This is a genomic window from Acinetobacter sp. Li1LvA2, assembly GCF_056156705.1.
In genome coordinates this window covers 275,707-293,964 of record NZ_JBSICF010000003.1, presented here as the reverse complement: position 1 = coordinate 293,964, position 18,258 = coordinate 275,707, and the positions used below count along the sequence as shown (strand labels likewise).

Below are 18,258 nucleotides of genomic sequence, written 5' to 3'. Positions count from 1 at the left end.
AATTAAATTAGAAACGGAATTTAGCATTTAAGCCGATAGTTTGTGTATCGTAGCTAGACTTTTTAACGTCAGCTTTCATGTACGATGCACCAACTGCTACAGCTGGAGTAATGAAGTAGTTTACGTTACCACCCCAAGCTTGACGGAATTCACCAAGGTCATTACCTTTGATGTCAGCTGAACCATCGTTACCAACGAAAGATGCGCCAACGCTTAACTTAGGAGTTAAGTAAAGGTCAGTTTTTAAACCATATTGGTTTTCTTGACCGAAAGCACCAGCAGCTTCAAAACCAATTGCCATGTTAGTTCCATCGATTGGACCTACATATTTAGCACGTGCTGTAACAGCATCTTGGTCGTCTTGAATCGCAGCAGTTTGGTTTACAGCAGAGTAGATACCGTTGCTGATGATGCCAAAGTTGTCTAAAGCGAATTGGTTAGCAACACTTGTATAACCAACAGTCATCAAGAAGTTAGGTAACAACATAGCACCAACTTCTAATGCATAACGGTCACCGTTGTCATCTTTAGAGAAGTTGTTTTTACCATCAACATCAGTGTGGTTGTAAGTTGCGCTAGCATATACAGGAAGGTAAGGAGTAGGAACGTATGCCTCACCTTTAACGCCGTAAGTACCAACGTGGTAGTTTACGTTGCCTTGGTCATACTGTTGGTAGCTGTAACCTACAGATACGTTAGAAGCTTGGTTCAAGAAAGCTGCTTCAGCTAAAGGACCTTTAGTGGTATCAACATTTTTTAAATAATATGTACCAGCAACGTCACCAGTGAAGTTCTTATCGTTTGCAGTTGTGTCAACATATTCAGATTGACCTTGAACTTCAAATTGATAAGCATGAGCACCGGTCATGGCTAATAGTACAGCAGTGGCTAAACCAAGTTTTTTCATAATCATTTCCAGCAATAACAAGAGATAAAGCTGGGGTCATTGTATTGTAACAATTTATGAAGTCAATAATGAAAAAAAGGAATGTTAAAGATATTTGACACTTATGTTAAAATTGGTGAAAAACTAATCAAATGAAAAGTAAATTGTCAACCTGATAAAAAAATGAACATTTACAAGAGACTAATAATTATATTTCATAATGAATTTAGAAATAAATGTTTAAAAGTTATTACAAATATGATTGGAAAAACTGATTAATACAATCGGTTTTAACATTAAGTAAAATGTAAAGTTGCTTACATGTAGAGTAAAAAATCACCAATTTATTATCGTATTCATACTATTTTGAGGAATAGTTAACAATATTTAGATTAGTTTAACTAAAAAATTTAACTATTTTTAATTATTATATAAGTGAATAAAATAAAAGAAATCTCTATTTTAAGTTAAAAAATCGATTAAATTTTTAATTCTGATTAATTTAATCGACTTTACAAAAGTAGAGATAAGTCACATAATTCAATTGCAAAGTTCACTACCTAACGTTTTTAGGATTTAAAGTGCTTTCCCAGATACGATGTGTGTATCACATCAGATTTTACGAGCTCAGCTTTCCCCAAGGTTGAGCTTTTTTTTATCTATAAGAAAATCTTAAAATTATAAGAAAATTTATATGAACTTTATTGGAAAAATAATAGATCAAAAAGAACCCAGCTTAAAGCTGGGTAGTGGATGCTGGGAGAAGCGCATCCAAGAGGATAACTAGATATGTTTATTATCATTGCTAAAAATTTTTAATCTGTAAAATAGAGTTTTTTTATAAAAATCATTTAATTTTTCGATACTATTTATTTAAGCTTACTAAAATCTAGAAGCCCTATAATTATTAAAAGAGAAATGAAGGTTTTATTGATGAAATTCTAGTTATTAAAATGCTAGGATGGATTTAAGCCTAATTTATATCGTATTAAAAATGGCAGGACATTTACGGAGTACCAGCTAGAAATGTCAGGATTACGTTCAGAGCATATTAGTAATCGACTGTTCTTTTTTATGCTGGTTATTATTTTGTCCTTATTATTCATGGCTGTACCACTTATTGTGGGAAGCTATCAGGATTATATAAAAACTAGACAAGCCTTAGCTGAAATAAAAAGTTTAAGAGCAGTAGCTGATATTGCCTATAAAATTTCTAAGGAGCGTGCTCCTGCTAATAAGATGATGTCGAGCAGTCCTAGTGATTTATTAAAGAATCAGCAAGAATTAAAAAAATTTCGTTTAATTGTTGATGCGCAAATTGATACAAGCATTCTTATCTTAAAACAAGCAGGCTATGTTTCATTAGCAAATGAGCTGCAAACCAATTTCAAAGAAAATCTTAGACAAGCCCGACGTATCGTTGATTATTACGGTGAAACTCCCTATGGAGCCAGAACTTCAGTTCAAATGGATAATGCTATTTTAGGAATGTTTGGAGTCTGGGATCATTGCAGGGAAATACTGCAAAAACTGATGTTACAGCTAAAAAGTAAAGATAGTCGTATTTCTAATTACTTTACGCTCATTATAGTTCTAACCGATATGCGCGATCAGGCGGGACGGATGGCATCTAATATTATTGCTCCTGTGAGCTTTAATGAAGAAATTCCAAGTAATAATCGCGCACATTCTCTGCAAACTCAACATCAATCTAGATATTTATGGATTTTGGTCGATACCTTGCAGCCTGAACAGGCAAAGACCTCTGAATACCGTCGGTTATATGCCCGAGTGAAATCAGAATTTATAGATAAGGGTATTCCGATTGTACAAAACCTATTAGATGAAAGCCAAAAAGGGGAGCCATATGATTTAAATGGTACTCAATTGACAGAGGCAATCGTAGGTAAATTTACCACTGTGGTTGATTTACAAAGTTATATTCTTGATGAAAGTGTCGTGATTGCAACTCAAGAAAATGTAATTGCTCGAAATGGTTTTCTTTTAACTTTATTAATATCTTTAATTTCTTTAGCTACAGCGTTACTTACGCTTAATTATGCACAAAGAAGGGTATTTTCTCCTTTAATAAAAGCAAGGACTTTAATTTTAGATTTATCGCGTAGTTCTAATCATTGGACAGATGAGATGAATATGACAACAAAAGGTGAATTTCTTTCCCTGTTTGAAGCGATTGATCGATTACAGCGTATGTTGCAACAGCGCGATGCTTTTGAGTTTCAATTAAAGAATATTGCCAATACAGATCCATTAACTGGTGTGTCTAATCGTCTAGCTTTATCTGAATATTTAAAAATTGTTGAAAGTTACCCTCAAAAATTTACGCAAACCTGTTTAATGATTATAGATATTGATCGTTTTAAACAGGTGAATGATCAATATGGGCATATTGTGGGTGACCATGTCATTGTCAGTATTGCCGAGCAATTAAAGCAAAATATTCGAAGTTCAGATTTAATTGTTCGTTATGGCGGAGATGAGTTTTTAATATTATTAGAACAGGTGCAATTTGTAGATGCCCGTCTTTTAGCAGAGAAAATTCGGATTGCGATTTCTTTAGAAGAGATTGGTTTATCTGGTTCAGATGAAAAATTGCATGTGTCTGTGAGTATTGGCTTTGCCATAGGCGCGGCGAGTTGGATAGAGCTTTTAGAGCAAGCTGACCGTTCTTTATTAAGAGCTAAGGCCCGAGGTCGGAATGCAGTTGAGGGGTAAAAAAGCCGGAAATGAGTTCCGGCTTTTTATTCAATAAATTACTTCAACATCGGTTTCAAGAAACGACCTGTATGGGAAATCTCAACCTCAGCCACTTGTTCAGGTGTGCCTTCGGCAATGATCATACCACCGCCTGAACCACCTTCAGGACCTAAGTCCACAACCCAGTCCGCTGTTTTAATCACATCAAGGTTATGTTCAATCACCACAATGGTATTACCCTTGTTGCGTAGTTCATGCAAAATGTCGAGCAACTTGGCAATATCGTGGAAATGTAGACCTGTTGTCGGTTCATCCAAGATATATAAAGTTTTACCCGTATCTCGTTTTGCTAACTCACGCGCTAGTTTTACACGTTGCGCTTCACCACCAGATAAGGTCGTAGCAGCTTGACCTAAACGAATATAACCTAAGCCCACCTGAGTTAAAGTTTCTAAGCGGCGGTGGATGACTGGAATTGCACTAAAGAACTCAGCAGCATCTTCAACCGTCATTTCTAAAACATCAGAAATGTTTTTGCCTTTATAGCCCACTTCAAGCGTTTCACGGTTATAACGTTTGCCATGACATGCATCGCAAGGCACATACATATCTGGTAAGAAGTGCATCGCGACCTTAATCATGCCGTCGCCTTCACAGGCTTCACAGCGTCCGCCTTTCACGTTAAATGAGAAACGGCCTGCACTATAACCACGTGCTTTTGCCTCTGGCGTTTGAGCAAACAACTCACGGATTGGCGTAAATAGTCCTGTGTACGTTGCAGGGTTAGAACGTGGCGTGCGTCCAATTGGGCTTTGGTCAATATCAACGACTTTATCAAGGTGTTGTAGACCATCAATTGAGTCAAACTTCTCGGCTGTTAATGTAGTTGCACCATTGAGCTGTGTTGCAGCTAATGGAAGCAAAGTACGGTTAATCAGTGTCGATTTACCCGAACCTGAAACGCCAGTCACACAAGTCATAATGCCGAGTGGAATTTTTAAATCGACATTTTTAAGGTTATGACCACTTGCACCAGAAAGTTTAATGAATTCATCTGGGCGTGGTGATTGAGTCCGTTGTTTTGGTATTTCAATTTTGAGCTTGCCTGAAAGATATTGACCTGTGAGTGAGTCAGCATGGTTAGCCAATTCATCATAAGTTCCTTCGGCAATAATCACGCCACCATGTATCCCAGCTCCCGGACCGATATCGATAATATGGTCGGCTGCACGAATAGCATCTTCATCGTGTTCAACGACTAATACCGTATTACCTAAATCACGTAAGCGAATCAGCGTTTGTAATAAACGATCATTATCGCGTTGATGCAAGCCAATAGATGGTTCATCAAGGACATACATGACGCCCATCAAGCCTGCACCAATTTGTGAGGCTAAACGGATACGCTGTGCTTCACCACCCGATAACGTTTCGGCAGAACGAGCTAAACTTAAATAGTTAAGTCCAACACTCACCAAGAAATGTAAACGCTCTCGAATCTCTTTAAAGATTTTATCGGCGATTTCACCTTTAGCACCTTCAAGATTTAAATCTTGATAATAACTTTCGGCATCACCAATCGACATGCGGGTAATGTCGGCAATCGTTTTATCTTTAACGCGAACATGGCGTGAAATTTCATTTAGACGTGAACCATCACACGCATCACACGCTGCATTAGAGAGATATTGCGCTAAATCATCACGTACATAGTTACTTTCAGTCTCACGATAACGACGTTCAAGGTGAGGCAAAATTCCTTCAAATGGTTGTACACGAGTGTGTTTACGGCCACGCTCGTCGATATAGCTTAAATCGACTTTTTCTTTACCTGTACCTTGTAAGAATTTCTTTTGAGTATCTTTATCGAGCTGGTTCCAAGGCGTATCGAGTTGAAAACCAAAATGATCGGCAACTTTTTGCAGCATTGAATAATAATATGGACGTTGACGATCCCAGCCACGAATAGCCCCTTCACTAATCGCAAGATCAGGATTTGGAATGAGCTTTTCAGAACTAAAATGACTGCGTGTACCTAAGCCATCACAAACAGGGCAGGCACCAAACGGGTTGTTAAATGAAAACAAACGTGGTTCAAGCTCTGCAACTGCACGATCACATTCAGGGCATGAGTGTTTGGCAGAAAAAACGCGATCAGGATGTTCGCCATTCATCCATGACAAAACGGCAATATCGCCACCTAAACGCAGTGCAGTTTCAAATGATTCGGCAATACGGTTACCTAAGTCTTCACGCACTTTAAAGCGGTCAACGACAACTTCGATGGTGTGCTTTTTCTTTTTGTCGAGTTCAGGTGGCGTATCAATATCAATGATTTCACCATCAACACGGGCACGAACAAAACCTTGGCCTTGTAGTTGTTCGAACAGGTTACTGTATTCACCTTTACGTTCACGAACGACTGGGGCAAGCAACATGAGTGCCGTGCCTTCCTCAAGTGTTTTTACCGCATCGACCATTTCAGAAATAGTTTGCGCAACCATCGGCAAGTCGTGTTCAGGGCAGTAAGGTGTACCGACACGTGCATAAAGCAAACGCAAATAGTCATAAATTTCGGTAATCGTACCAACCGTTGAACGTGGGTTATGACTCGTAGATTTTTGCTCAATGGCAATTGCTGGAGACAGACCTTCAATCGAGTCGACTTCTGGCTTTTCCATTTGCGATAAAAACTGACGAGCATAGGCCGAAAGCGATTCGACGTAACGGCGTTGTCCTTCGGCGTACAGGGTATCGAAGGCAAGAGAAGATTTTCCTGAACCTGATAACCCCGTAATTACCACAAACTTATCGCGTGGAATATCGAGAGACACATTTTTTAAATTATGGGTACGTGCGCCTCGAATACGGATATGACTTTGGCTCATAAAACATCTCAATTATGTATTAATGAAAATTTAGGTGTTGATTCATCAGCCGTGTACAGTTTGACTGGTTATAAACAACAGACCCTATATATGATAACGATTTAAAATTGTTCAAGTGGTACAAAATGATTTAAAGCGACAAATTGTGACGGTTAAACGACAATCGACAAAATTTGTTTAAATAAGCAGGTTGTATTTTTAACATTCCTCTCTTTTGATTTCTACTCTTAGCAAATTTTAATGAGCAACATAATTTTACTAGACGACTGGTCTAATAGTGGGGTATGGTGTCTGCATGAAACGATTAAATAAAAGTGAAACTACGCGACAACATATTTTGGATACCAGCTTTGAACTGGTATTACACAAAGGATTTGTCGGTGTTGGTTTGCAAGAAATTTTAAAGACGTGTGACGTACCCAAAGGTTCGTTCTACCACTACTTTGCTTCGAAAGAGGCGTTTGGCTGTGCCTTGCTAGAGCAGTACATGGCTAATTATAAAGTTCGTATGGAACAACTTTGGCAGCACAGTGAACAAAGTGCCCATGCCCGTTTAATGGCATTGTGGCAGGCGTGGATTGATGATCCGGTATATGGCAGCTGGGCTGAAAACTGCTTGATTGTGAAGTTGGCGGCAGAGGTTTCTGACTTGTCGGAAGATATGCGTCAAATTCTCAATGACGGTGTGTACAAATTAACGCAGCGTTTGGCTTTGTTGCTTAAGGAAGGCCAACAAGAAGGATCAATTCCAAAACATATTGAGCCTTTAAAAATTGCGCAAGTCATGTATCAGTTATGGTTAGGTGCAGCTTTACTCACAAAATTGTCGCAAGACAAAGCACATCTACATCTAGCTTTAGAAACAACCCAAAAACTCTTAAAACCGATAGAGGAATAAAGAATGCGAAGTATTATCCATGGTAATTTTGGCGAACCTGTAGACGTTTTAGAGCAGGCGGATATGCCAAAGCCCGAACCAAAAGCAGGCGAAGTTCGTATTAAAACGATTATGTCTCCAATGCATAATCATGATGTATGGACAGTACGAGGAAGCTATGGCTACAAGCCAACTTTACCTGCGATTGGTGGTAGTGAAGCCGTTGGTATTGTTGATGCATTAGGCGAAGGTGTTACTCATGTACAAGTAGGTCAACGTATTGCAGTGGCATCTGTGCATGGTAGCTGGGCTGAATATTTTATTGCACCAGCGCAAGGACTTATTCCGCTCAATAATGAAATTGATGATGAAACAGCAGCACAGCTGATCGGTATGCCAATTAGTGCCCTCATGCTATTGGACTTTGTAAATGTTCAACCGGGTCAATGGCTCATTCAAAACACGGCGAATGGTGCAGTAGGTAAAACAGTTGCGATGATTGCGCAGGCACGTGGCTTACCTGTGATTAATTTGGTTCGTCGTACTGATGCGATTGCCGAGATGCATGCATTAGGCATTCAACATGTTGTTGCAACCGATCAGCTTAATTGGAAAGAGCAGGTTAAACAGATTCACGGTGAACAACCTCTTATTGCGGGTGTGGACTCGATTGGTGGCAGCGCCAGTGGTGAAATGCTAAATCTACTCAGTGAAAATAGCCTGCTCGTTTCGTTTGGTAGTATGACTGGTGAAACCATGCAGATTTCATCGGGTGATTTAATTTTCAAACAAGCGACGGTAAAAGGTTTCTGGGCAAGTGTGGTCAACAAAGAAATGCCAGCCGCTCGTAAAAAGGAACTGATTTTTGAGCTATTAACATTAGCAACTCAGAAAAAATTAATCTTACCTGTAGAAGGCGTATTTAGTTTTGATGAGATCAAAACAGCTGCTCAAAGAGCAACGCAAGGTGCTCGCCAAGGCAAAGTATTGTTAAAGCCATAAAACACTAAAAGATCAGTCGAGAGACTGATCTTTTTTTCATATCTTTAAAATAAAAAGGAAAATTATATGATCGGACAAATATTCATTGCGCTTATTGCCATATTACATGTCTATATTTTAGTGTTAGAGATGTTTTTGTGGGACAAACCTTATGGCATGAAAGCATTCGGAAATAATGCAGAGAAAGCAAAACTCACCAAAGTGATGGCACAAAACCAAGGCCTTTATAATGGTTTTTTAGCAGCGGGTTTGTTTTGGTCTTTATTGGCTGATGCACCGTTTGCGACATCAATTGCCAACTTCTTTTTAGGCTGTGTACTCATTGCAGGTATCTATGGTGGTCTGACTGCGAGTAAAAAGATTATTTATATTCAGGCAGTTCCAGCATTAATTGCTTTAGTCGCTGTTAATTTTCTCTGAAAAGCGCACAATACTGCGTTTTGCTATGGAAATGGCCAGATAGGATCAGCGCATGTGGGCTCTATTTTTAAAGTGTATGTTGGGGGCTGGGGTTGTCCTCATCATTTCGATTTTATCGAAAAGTAAGGCATTTTATATTGCGGGTTTAGTTCCACTTTTTCCTACATTTGCCTTGATTGCTCACGTGATTGTCTATCAACAAAAAGGGGCTGAGGCTTTACAAAAGACGGCTCTATTTGGTCTATGGTCACTTATTCCCTATGCCATTTATTTAGTCGCTGTTTATGTGCTGGCAACACGGATGTCGATGTGGTCTTGTCTAGGATTGGCAACCCTTTGTTGGGTGGTCGCTGCGGCAGGTTTAATTTATGGCTGGCAGCTATTTCAGCATTAAAAGATTAAGAGAAATCCCTTAATCTTTTAAATTGAAGCATTTTTTATAATGTTTCAATAACACGGGTTTTGAGCATGCCTTCAACTAAATGAATCATCTTTTGGCGAGAAAGAATTCGAGGTAATTGAGACGTCAAATAGTTGCTACATCCCACCACAACCGTTGCTTTATTCTTATCTAATGCTCGAACTGTAGCAGAGACAACATCATCTACCGTAGAGCTTTTCATGCCACTCGTATCTGCATTTGCCACCTGAGTAAAATTGGTTTCGGTATTGCCTGGACAAACTGCCAGAAATTTAACACCCGAAGATGCATATTCCCCTGCAAGCGCTTCAGTAAACTGCAATACGTACGATTTAGTTGCACCATAGACGGCAATATAAGGTAACGGCTGGAACGCACCTGTCGATGAAATATTAATCATGATGCCTTTTTTGTTGGCAAGCATGTGGGGCAAAAATAGATAACATAAAGACGTTACGCTGCTGATATTAAGCGTAATCATTTCTTGATAGATCGATACAGATTGATCTAAAAATTTAGTCCATTTTCCAAATCCTGCGTTGTTAATTAAAATCTCTACCGATAATTTTCTAGCTTGTACTTCATCAAATAAGGTTTGAGCTGAATTGGGTTGAGCTAAATCTAAAACGATCACCTCAACATTCACGTTATATTTGTTTCCAAGTTCAGCGGCTAAATCATGCAGTTTCTGCTCAGATCGTGCCGTTAAAATTAAATGGATTCCTAAAGATGCAAGTTCTTGAGCATAGGCTTTGCCTATTCCTGAAGATGCGCCTGTAATTAATGCTGTTGAGTTTTTAAATAAAGAAAGATGCGCACTCATTTTATTGGTCCGTAATAAAAGAAGTCATTACGATAAACCTTGTCCCTAAGGGCAGAGTCAAGCACTCATTTTGAAAGCTATTTGCAGATTTTAATCAGCTGTTTTAGGCAGAAATCTTATTGGTAATATAAGTCTGAATAATCTCATCTTCCAGTTCTTTTAAATCTTCTTGTAAACGGTTTAACGCTTTTTTTTGCTCAATAATTTGTTGTTTCTTTTTTTGAATAAGCTGCTGTGCAATTTCTACAGGAAAGCGATTATTTTTATATTTTAAAGCTGACAGGTCATAAAGCTCAGAAAGGCTAAATCCAACAGCTTGTGCAAGGCGGATCATCTTAACTGATTTAACATCGATCTCTTCATAAATACGATAATTGCCTTTTCTTTTTGCGACTGGTAGCAAGCCTAATTTCTCATAATGCCGAATGGCTTTGGGAGTGGCTCCAGTTAAAGATGCTAATTCGCCGATATACATATTTATCTCGCATTTTATTAAAAACGGTCAGCGTATTGAACAATCTGACCGGTTCTTTTGAAGTTTTAAATATGGTCTAAACCTAACCATTGTCTTTGGTGGTAGGCGCTATCCCAAAATAACCATTCAAGTTTTGCACCCATGGTGTACGCGGCATGCATTTTTTCTAAAGTGTCTGCATCACAACGTGCGGCAACCTTGTCTACCGTCGCAATCACATTACGAACGGCTATATGAAACTCTTCGCCTGCATAGGTATCAATCCATGCCTGATAAGGGTTATTAGGAATTGATTTATCTACAATATCTTTACCGACTTCGGCATAAATCCAGAAGCAAGGTAACAGTGCAGCGAGTACAACAGGGTAGCTTTCAGACCAAGCAGTTGCTGTTAAAAATGACGTGTAATGATGGCCTGCTAAGGTCAAAGGCGTATTTTTAAATTCTTCTTTGGTCACGCCAAAGTTTTTCATGAAGTCATCATGCAAACTACGCTCCACCACAATCGCAATTTTAGCTGCATCTGAAAATTGCATAATATCGTCAGCCTCGAACGCTTTTGCTGCCGCCACCGCAAGTACGCGACCATAGGCCACTAAATATTGAGCATCTTGAATCACATAATGACAAAAAGCTTCTTTATCTAAAGTACCGTTAGCAAGTTCCTGATTAAAAGGCAGGTCGAGAATTTTTTGATATAAATTTAAATTACGTTGCCAGAGTTCTTGAGAAAAAAGCATAAAATCATTCCATTTAAAATAAGACAGCTGAACCGGATTTTAAATCAATTTTAAAATACAAAAATAATAATGATAGATATATCGCAAGAAAATATTTAATACGATTAATAAGTTAATTAAAAATTATAAATTTCTTTATTAAACAGAGAGATAAAGTAACTGGAATAACGGCACAAAACAACATCGTTTTGTGGTTAATTATCGATATAATAGCCGCGGTTTTAAGAAAGATTAAATTTAGTTCTTGGTATAGGTCTGATCCATGAAGCATTTCCGATTTTCGATATTTTTTACGGTGGTGTGTTTAGCACTATCCGCGTATTGGGGTTTTACCCATGGACCTGAAGCTGGCGTGTCTACCATGCTTAAAGCTTTAACAATTACAGCGATTTTAGCGGTAATGGAGGTCTCTTTATCTTTTGACAATGCTGTCGTAAATGCATCGGTTCTACGTAATTGGGATCCGTTCTGGAAAATGATCTTTTTAACGGTCGGTATTTTAATCGCCGTTTTTGGTATGCGTCTGATTTTCCCTGTCGTGATTGTTGCTGTAACTGCTGATATGGGTGTTATTGAAGTGGCAAAATTGGCACTCAATGATCCGAAAACTTATTCTGAACGCTTAATGGCACATCACGCTGAAATTTCAGCGTTTGGTGGAACATTCTTATTATTGGTTTTCTTAAACTTCTTCTTTGATGATGAGAAAGAAACGCATTGGTTTAGATGGCTCGAAACTAAACTTTCAAGTTTAGCTAGCGTACCTGCAATGTCTGTTTTTATTGCTTTGATCGCTTTAATTGTGATGGCAGGTTATGTAGATGACCACCAACGTTTAGCAGTGACCATGGCTGGTATTTGGGGCATTGTGGTTTACATTGGCGTTGAAGTATTAAGTCATTTGTTAGGTGGTGAGCCTGAAATTGATGAAAATGGTAATGCTGTATTACAAGATGGCTCAGGTGCTGCGTCTGGTGTGGTGAAAGCGGGTATCGGTGGTTTCTTGTATCTTGAAGTATTAGATGCATCATTCAGTTTTGACGGTGTAATTGGTGCTTTTGCAATTACCAGCGACGTTGTTGTGATTATGCTCGGTCTTGCAATCGGTGCTATTTTTGTCCGTTCAATGACTGTTTATCTTGTTGAAAAAGGTACGCTAGATGCTTACGTGTTCTTGGAACATGGTGCGCATTACGCAATTGGTGCTTTAGCATTCATTATGATTGCAAGTGGTACGGGCGTACATGTACCTGAAGTTGTCACAGGTTTAATTGGTGTAGCGTTTATTGTGTGGGCTGTTATTGCTTCAATTCAATATTCGAAGCGCGAGCAACAGTCGCCTTAAGCTAATTTTCAGTAAAGTTCGATAGAATAAAGAGGCTGAATGCCTCTTTATTTTTTTAAGCTGAAATCGTTAATTTAAATAAGGTGTACCGTATTTTTAGAAACGAATCGGCTTATAATTTGCCTAGTTTGATAAACGTGTATTGATATGATGAATGCTTTGGAACGTCGCTCAACTTTTGCCTTAAGTAGTATTTTTGCGCTACGTATGTTGGGTTTGTTCATGATTATTCCTGTCTTTTCTGTAGTCGGGCAGTCATATCAATATGCAACTCCAGCACTGATTGGTTTGGCTGTGGGTGTCTATGGTTTAAGTCAGGCTATTTTGCAAATTCCTTTTAGCTTACTAGCTGACCGTTTTAGTCGTAAACCTCTCGTGGTACTTGGCTTATTGCTGTTTGCAATTGGCGGTGCAATTGCGGGTTTATCTGACACGATTTATGGCGTGATTATTGGCCGTGCCATCGCAGGTGCGGGTGCAGTTTCAGCAGTCGTGATGGCGCTTTTAGCAGATGTGACGCGCGAAGAGCAGCGTACTAAAGCCATGGCCGCGATGGGCATGAGTATTGGTCTTTCTTTTGTGGTGGCGTTTAGTCTGGGGCCTTGGCTCACAAGTCTTGTCGGCATTTCTGGTTTGTTCTTTGTCACGACCATAATGGGTTTAATCGCGATTTTGATGTTATTGCTTGTACCTAAAGTAACTCGTCATCATCGTAATTATCAGCAAGGCTACTTAGCGCAGCTTAAGCAAGTCATTCAAATGGGTGATTTAAACCGTTTACACGTTTCGGTTTTTGCATTGCATTTATTGCTGACTGCCATGTTTATTTATGTGCCTTCACAGCTTATCGAGTTTGCCCATATTCCTTTAGCCAGTCATGGTTTGGTGTATCTACCGTTATTAGTTATTAGTCTGTTTTTTGCATTTCCAAGCATTATCGTGGCTGAAAAATATCGCAAAATGCGAGGCATTTTCTTAACGGCAATTACAGGCATTATTGCAGGTTTGCTGCTGCTCATATTTGGTTATCAATCAAAATATGTATTACTCGCAGGCCTAGGTATTTTCTTCATTGCCTTTAATGTGATGGAAGCTTTATTGCCATCGTGGTTATCAAAATGTGCGCCAATTCAATCAAAAGCAACTGCTATGGGTGTAAATGCCAGTAGTCAGTTTTTAGGTGCTTTTTTCGGCGGCACACTAGGTGGTCAATTATTGATGTTACATAATACTGCGATTGGATGGAGTGTCTTAACAGGGATTGCTATAATATGGTTGCTAATTAGTTTTGGTTTAGCTCAGCCGCGGTATTTGTCATCGATTGTATTGCCATTACCGCAAGTGCAACAGGTGAATGAGTGGACCACACAGCTATTGGCAATTCGTGGTATAGAAGAAGTTGTGGTGATGCCTGACCAGCAAGTTGCTTATATTAAAGTCGATAAACAGACTCTTGATGAGGCTGCGCGACGTGATTTAACGCAGTTGTTCGGTAAAGAGGTAGCCATTTAAGCATAACTCTTATAAAGTAAAACATAGAAATGAATAGGATGAAGATAGCTAATGCGTGGTGTAAATAAGGTTATTTTGGTTGGTACTTTGGGTCGTGATCCTGAAACAAAAACTTTTCCAAATGGGGGCTCGCTGACTCAATTTTCAATCGCGACAAGTGAAGCTTGGACCGATAAAACTTCAGGTGAGCGTAAAGAACAAACTGAATGGCACCGTATTGTTTTGCATAACCGTTTAGGTGAAATTGCTCAGCAGTTCCTACGTAAAGGTTCTAAGGTATATATTGAAGGTTCATTACGCACGCGTCAGTGGACTGATCAAAATGGCCAAGAGCGCTATACAACAGAAATTCGTGGCGAACAGATGCAAATGTTAGATGGTCGTCAACAAGGTGAACAAGGTTTCGCTGGCGGTAATGATTTTAACCAACCACGTTTTAACGCACCTCAACAAGGTGGTAATGGTTATCAAAATAATAACAACCAAGGTGGCGGCTATGGCCAAAACAATGGCGGTGGTTATGGTGGCCAAGGTGGTTTCGGTAATGGCGGCAACAGCCCACAAGGTGGTGGTTTCGCTCCTAAAGCGCCACAACAACCAGCGTCTGCACCAGCTGATTTAGACGACGATTTACCGTTCTAATCAAAGTTTAAAAAAAGGCGAGTTTATCTCGCCTTTTTTATTACTCAATTCCGAGCAAACGTATCAGAGCCGTGCCAGCCGCTGCTAAGCAAATCACCAATAAAAGAGGTACTTTTCTCCAAACCAAGAGAAGTGCTAGCCCAACGCCGAATATACGCGCGAAACCTGCAAAATCTTGGCCTTCAAAAAATGTCGTCGTGACCGCAATGGCACAGAGCAAAACAGTTGCGCCGTTTGAAAGTAAAACTTGATATTTTTCAGAAAAAGTAAACTTGGCGCCTAAGTGAAAACCAGCAAAACGAATCCCATATGTTCCAAGTGCTAGCAAACCTATGCCCAAAATAATGAGTAATTGTTGATTCATTTTTTTCTACCAAATATTAAGCCAAAAAGTGAAATCAGAATTGGAAGTCCTGAGGCTAAAAAAGGTGTAGTCATCAGTGCCAAAGTTGATCCAGCAAATGCAGCTTTTCGAGTAGATTTGTTCTTTAAAGCAGAAAAAGTAAGTGCAATTAAAATCGCTGGGAAAATGGCATCCAAACCGAAAGTTTTCGGGTCTGGAATAGCGCTTCCAATAAAATAACCTGCTGTTACACCGAGCGGCCAACTGAACATGATGCCTATACCACATAGCCAGTAAGCGGCTTTTTTTGTCTCGAAATCAGGCTGTGCCATGCCAAACAAAACGCTTTCATCGTTCATGATATGAGCACCGAAATATCGAGAGAATTTACCTCTGATTAATTCATTGACCGCAATCCCAAAAGGCAAATGTCTTAAATTGACGAGTAGTCCTGCAACCGCAGCAGCAATTGGGCTACCACTTACAGCCAAGAATCCAATAAAAATAAATTCGGCAGTTCCTGCGAGCACAAATACAGATAGGCAAAGCGGGATCCAGAGCGCTAAGCCATAACTTGCGGCGAGTGAACCTAAAGACATACCAACAACACTGGTTGCTAGACAGACAAAGAAAATCGAGCGGGTGGTGTCTTTACTAAGTTTCTTAATGAGAGCGTATGTGGACATAGTATGATATAACGAACGATTTTCCATTATAATGAATAAGTCTGATTGTTTTGTCAAAACGAACGATCGTTTTTTTTATAGAACGGATGTGGTGAATGTCTCAGCCAATTGAAATTATTGCCAAAGGTTTAAATCGTGAACGTCAAAGAGCAGGGCTTTCTTTGGCAGAGGTTGCCCGTCGTGCAGGCGTTGCAAAGTCTACACTTTCTCAACTAGAAGCTGGCCAAGGTAACCCGAGCATTGAAACGCTATGGGCACTTTGTGTGGCACTGAATATTCCATTTGCACGTTTGATGGAAGAACCGAGCAATCAGGTACAAGTCATTCGCTGTGGCGATGGGCCAACGGTGAGTTCAGAGATTGCTAATTACAAGGCAATTTTGCTCGCGACTTGTCCACCGCATGCGCGCCGCGATGTGTATTTATTGATTGTTGAACCGGGCGAAGACCGTCTTTCTGAACCTCATCCTGTTGGTTCTGTGGAGCACATTATTGTGGTCGAAGGTAAAGCTTTAGTGGGTTTAATTGATGAAGCTGTTGAGCTCGGTGTCGGAGACTATATTTGTTATCCTGCCGACCAGAAACATATCTTTAGAGCCTTGGAAACAGGTACAAAAGCGTTATTAATCTCTGAACAAAACTAAAGAATTCCAAGCTTATTAAAGTAAAACTTAATTATTTTCAAAATAAAAACTTAAAACCATTTACCAGCATTTCAGACAAAAAGAGCCAATTTTGCGTATAAATTTTGCAATTGGCTCTCTCTTTTATTCGAAAAATGGCTCTCGTTTCTTGACTGCCGAAACGACAAATTAAAGCCATTGGAAGTATGCATACGGAAGCGCCGGATAAGCTCAGTGATTTTTCTGTTTTAGGAATTGGGCAGAACGGCTAAATTTTTAGGGGATATTTTTTGGCTTCGGATGTTTTCCGAGACTAGCCGATATCCTCCATATATTAAGGAAAATGATATGGCAGCTCATCAAAATGGTTCTGAAGCCAATCACTCCCAAAGTTTAAAACATGGACTCAAATCACGCCACTTAACCATGATCTCGATTGCAGGGGTAATTGGTGGCTCTTTATTTGTAGGCTCGGGCAGTATTATTTACAATACGGGACCTGTAGTTTTTCTAACTTACGCGTTAGGTGGTTTACTCGTTTGGTTCATCATGCGTATGTTAGGCGAGATGGCCGTTTTAAACCCTGATAGTGGCTCTTTTTCAACATATGCTGACCGTGCGATTGGTCGTTGGGCAGGTTTCTCAATTGGCTGGTTGTATTGGTGTACGCTCGCAATGCTCATGGGCTGGGAAGCCTATGTGGCAGGTAAAATTTTAAATAATTGGTTCCCATTTATACCGATCTGGGCCTATATGGTTGTCGTGATTGGTGCATTAGTCGCAGTCAATTTACAAAACGTGAAAAACTATGGCGAATTTGAGTTCTGGTTTGCGCTCATCAAAGTCATCGCGATTGTTATCTTCTTGGTGATTGGTAGTTTAGCCATCATGCATTTGTGGCCTTGGGGCAATCCGGCTGCTTCTGGTATTAGTAATCTAACCTCTCAAGGCTTTATGCCAAATGGTGGTTCATCCGTTATTACCGCCTTGCTTGGGGTCATGTTTGCTTATATTGGCGCTGAAATTGTCACTGTAGCGGCAGCAGAATCGGCAAATCCATCTAAAGAAATTCGTAAAGCATCGAACTCAGTGGTTTGGAGAATTATTTTATTCTATGTGGGTTCAATGTTTGTGGCGGTATGTCTCATTCCTCATAACAATGAACTTTTGAAAGATTCAACTTGGGGAACCTATAGTGTGACTTTGTCTGCTCTTGGTATTCCGGGGGCACGTCATATCGTAAATTTTGTGGTTCTCACGTCGGTATGTAGTTGCTTTAACTCAGCACTTTATACGTGTTCACGTATGCTGTTCTCTTTAGCTAAGCGTGGTGACGCACCGAAAAGTTTTGGCTCTGTGAACAGTAAAAGCAGTCCGTGGGTAGGTGTGATTGTGTCATGCTTTTTCTCTGTGATTGCCGTGATTTTAACTGCAACTAAGAGTATGGATGTTTACGACTTTTTCATGCTAACGACGGGTGCAGCAACACTCTATGTGTACCTGACCATTGCTTATTCTCAGCTTCGTATGCGTAAAAAATTAGAAGCTGAAGGCGTGAAAATTGACTTTAAAATGTGGATGTTCCCTTACTTAACTTATGTGGTGATCTTTGCAATTATTGGTGCAATTCTTACCATGTTGATTGAAGGTACCTATTTTAAAGAAGTGATTTACACCACAGCATTGTTCGGCATTATTGTGTTTTTTGGAATATTGTCGGAAAAACTGGGGTGGGGTAAAGAGCGTAGAACAAACCATCTCACTCATACTCAAGAAGAGAAATTAGTTTAGTCATTTTTAAATAAAAAAGAGCCTCACAATGAGGCTCTTTTTGTTTGGCTTAGTACGAGAGAATAG

General features: G+C 39.6%; 17 protein-coding genes. 10 read left to right on the top strand and 7 right to left on the bottom strand.

The window, feature by feature from the left end; genetic code table 11:
* Positions 1 to 7: 7 nt before the first annotated feature.
* Positions 8 to 907, bottom strand: coding sequence for a porin Omp33-36 (omp33-36, locus tag ACS604_RS08715; RefSeq protein ID WP_474771281.1), 900 nt, complete (start codon positions 905 to 907; stop codon positions 8 to 10).
* A 1,005-nt stretch (positions 908 to 1,912) separates the two neighbouring features.
* Here omp33-36 and ACS604_RS08710 point away from each other — a divergent pair.
* Positions 1,913 to 3,622 (top strand): GGDEF domain-containing protein, encoded by a 1,710-nt coding sequence (locus ACS604_RS08710; RefSeq protein WP_474771279.1) that lies wholly within the window; start codon positions 1,913 to 1,915, stop codon positions 3,620 to 3,622.
* A gap of 38 nt (positions 3,623 to 3,660) precedes the next feature.
* Here ACS604_RS08710 and uvrA read toward each other — a convergent pair whose 3' ends face one another.
* Positions 3,661 to 6,492 (bottom strand): excinuclease ABC subunit UvrA, encoded by a 2,832-nt coding sequence (gene uvrA, locus ACS604_RS08705; protein WP_005300695.1) that lies wholly within the window; start codon positions 6,490 to 6,492, stop codon positions 3,661 to 3,663.
* Between the two features lie 295 nt (positions 6,493 to 6,787).
* On the opposite strand from uvrA, the gene ACS604_RS08700 reads away from it, so the two are divergent.
* From ACS604_RS08700 to ACS604_RS08685, 4 genes are all read left to right on the top strand, one after another.
* Complete coding sequence (locus ACS604_RS08700; protein WP_004789996.1) at positions 6,788 to 7,390, top strand: TetR/AcrR family transcriptional regulator; 603 nt, start codon at positions 6,788 to 6,790, stop codon at positions 7,388 to 7,390.
* A 3-nt stretch (positions 7,391 to 7,393) separates the two neighbouring features.
* The gene (locus tag ACS604_RS08695; protein ID WP_004789994.1) at positions 7,394 to 8,371 is read left to right on the top strand and encodes a zinc-binding dehydrogenase; all 978 of its coding nucleotides are present in this window, start codon (positions 7,394 to 7,396) and stop codon (positions 8,369 to 8,371) included.
* Between the two features lie 66 nt (positions 8,372 to 8,437).
* On the top strand, positions 8,438 to 8,791 hold the full coding sequence (locus ACS604_RS08690) for a DUF1304 domain-containing protein (protein ID WP_002053763.1): 354 nt from the start codon (positions 8,438 to 8,440) through the stop codon (positions 8,789 to 8,791).
* A gap of 52 nt (positions 8,792 to 8,843) precedes the next feature.
* Positions 8,844 to 9,185, top strand: a complete 342-nt coding sequence (locus tag ACS604_RS08685) for a GlpM family protein (RefSeq protein ID WP_004789991.1) — start codon at positions 8,844 to 8,846, stop codon at positions 9,183 to 9,185.
* 43 nt (positions 9,186 to 9,228) lie between these two features.
* Here ACS604_RS08685 and ACS604_RS08680 read toward each other — a convergent pair whose 3' ends face one another.
* The 3 genes from ACS604_RS08680 to tenA all read right to left on the bottom strand — a co-directional run bounded on the left by ACS604_RS08680 (position 9,229) and on the right by tenA (position 11,250).
* Positions 9,229 to 10,035 (bottom strand): SDR family NAD(P)-dependent oxidoreductase, encoded by an 807-nt coding sequence (locus ACS604_RS08680; protein ID WP_004789989.1) that lies wholly within the window; start codon positions 10,033 to 10,035, stop codon positions 9,229 to 9,231.
* Between the two features lie 103 nt (positions 10,036 to 10,138).
* Positions 10,139 to 10,510 carry a MerR family transcriptional regulator gene (locus ACS604_RS08675; RefSeq protein ID WP_004789987.1) on the bottom strand — a complete coding sequence of 124 codons (372 nt, stop codon included), beginning with the start codon at positions 10,508 to 10,510 and terminating at the stop codon, positions 10,139 to 10,141.
* Between the two features lie 65 nt (positions 10,511 to 10,575).
* A complete protein-coding gene (gene tenA / locus ACS604_RS08670; RefSeq protein WP_004789986.1) occupies positions 10,576 to 11,250 on the bottom strand; it encodes a thiaminase II in 675 nt (224 codons plus the stop codon).
* A gap of 262 nt (positions 11,251 to 11,512) precedes the next feature.
* Here tenA and ACS604_RS08665 point away from each other — a divergent pair, with 262 nt between their 5' ends.
* The 3 genes from ACS604_RS08665 (at position 11,513) to ssb (ending at position 14,749) form a co-directional block, all read left to right on the top strand.
* The gene (locus ACS604_RS08665) at positions 11,513 to 12,595 is read left to right on the top strand and encodes a DUF475 domain-containing protein (protein WP_004789983.1); all 1,083 of its coding nucleotides are present in this window, start codon (positions 11,513 to 11,515) and stop codon (positions 12,593 to 12,595) included.
* A gap of 147 nt (positions 12,596 to 12,742) precedes the next feature.
* Entirely contained in the window at positions 12,743 to 14,107 is a 1,365-nt protein-coding gene (locus ACS604_RS08660; RefSeq protein ID WP_004789981.1) for an MFS transporter, read from the top strand.
* A gap of 51 nt (positions 14,108 to 14,158) precedes the next feature.
* A complete protein-coding gene (gene ssb, locus ACS604_RS08655; protein WP_005300710.1) occupies positions 14,159 to 14,749 on the top strand; it encodes a single-stranded DNA-binding protein in 591 nt (196 codons plus the stop codon).
* A gap of 40 nt (positions 14,750 to 14,789) precedes the next feature.
* On the opposite strand, the gene ACS604_RS08650 is transcribed toward ssb, so the two are convergent.
* Together ACS604_RS08650 and ACS604_RS08645 are read right to left on the bottom strand one after the other, a co-directional pair.
* Entirely contained in the window at positions 14,790 to 15,113 is a 324-nt protein-coding gene (locus tag ACS604_RS08650; protein ID WP_005300712.1) for an AzlD domain-containing protein, read from the bottom strand.
* Positions 15,110 to 15,805: an AzlC family ABC transporter permease gene (locus tag ACS604_RS08645; RefSeq protein WP_474771274.1), complete on the bottom strand. Its 696-nt coding sequence runs from the start codon at positions 15,803 to 15,805 to the stop codon at positions 15,110 to 15,112. The genes ACS604_RS08650 and ACS604_RS08645 overlap by 4 nt, the downstream gene beginning before the upstream one ends.
* Positions 15,806 to 15,873: 68 nt before the next feature.
* Between ACS604_RS08645 and ACS604_RS08640 the strand changes: the two genes are divergently transcribed.
* Positions 15,874 to 16,422 (top strand): helix-turn-helix domain-containing protein, encoded by a 549-nt coding sequence (locus tag ACS604_RS08640; protein WP_004789974.1) that lies wholly within the window; start codon positions 15,874 to 15,876, stop codon positions 16,420 to 16,422.
* A gap of 327 nt (positions 16,423 to 16,749) precedes the next feature.
* Entirely contained in the window at positions 16,750 to 18,192 is a 1,443-nt protein-coding gene (locus tag ACS604_RS08635) for an amino acid permease (protein WP_174740519.1), read from the top strand.
* The last annotated feature ends 66 nt before the right edge of the window (positions 18,193 to 18,258 follow it).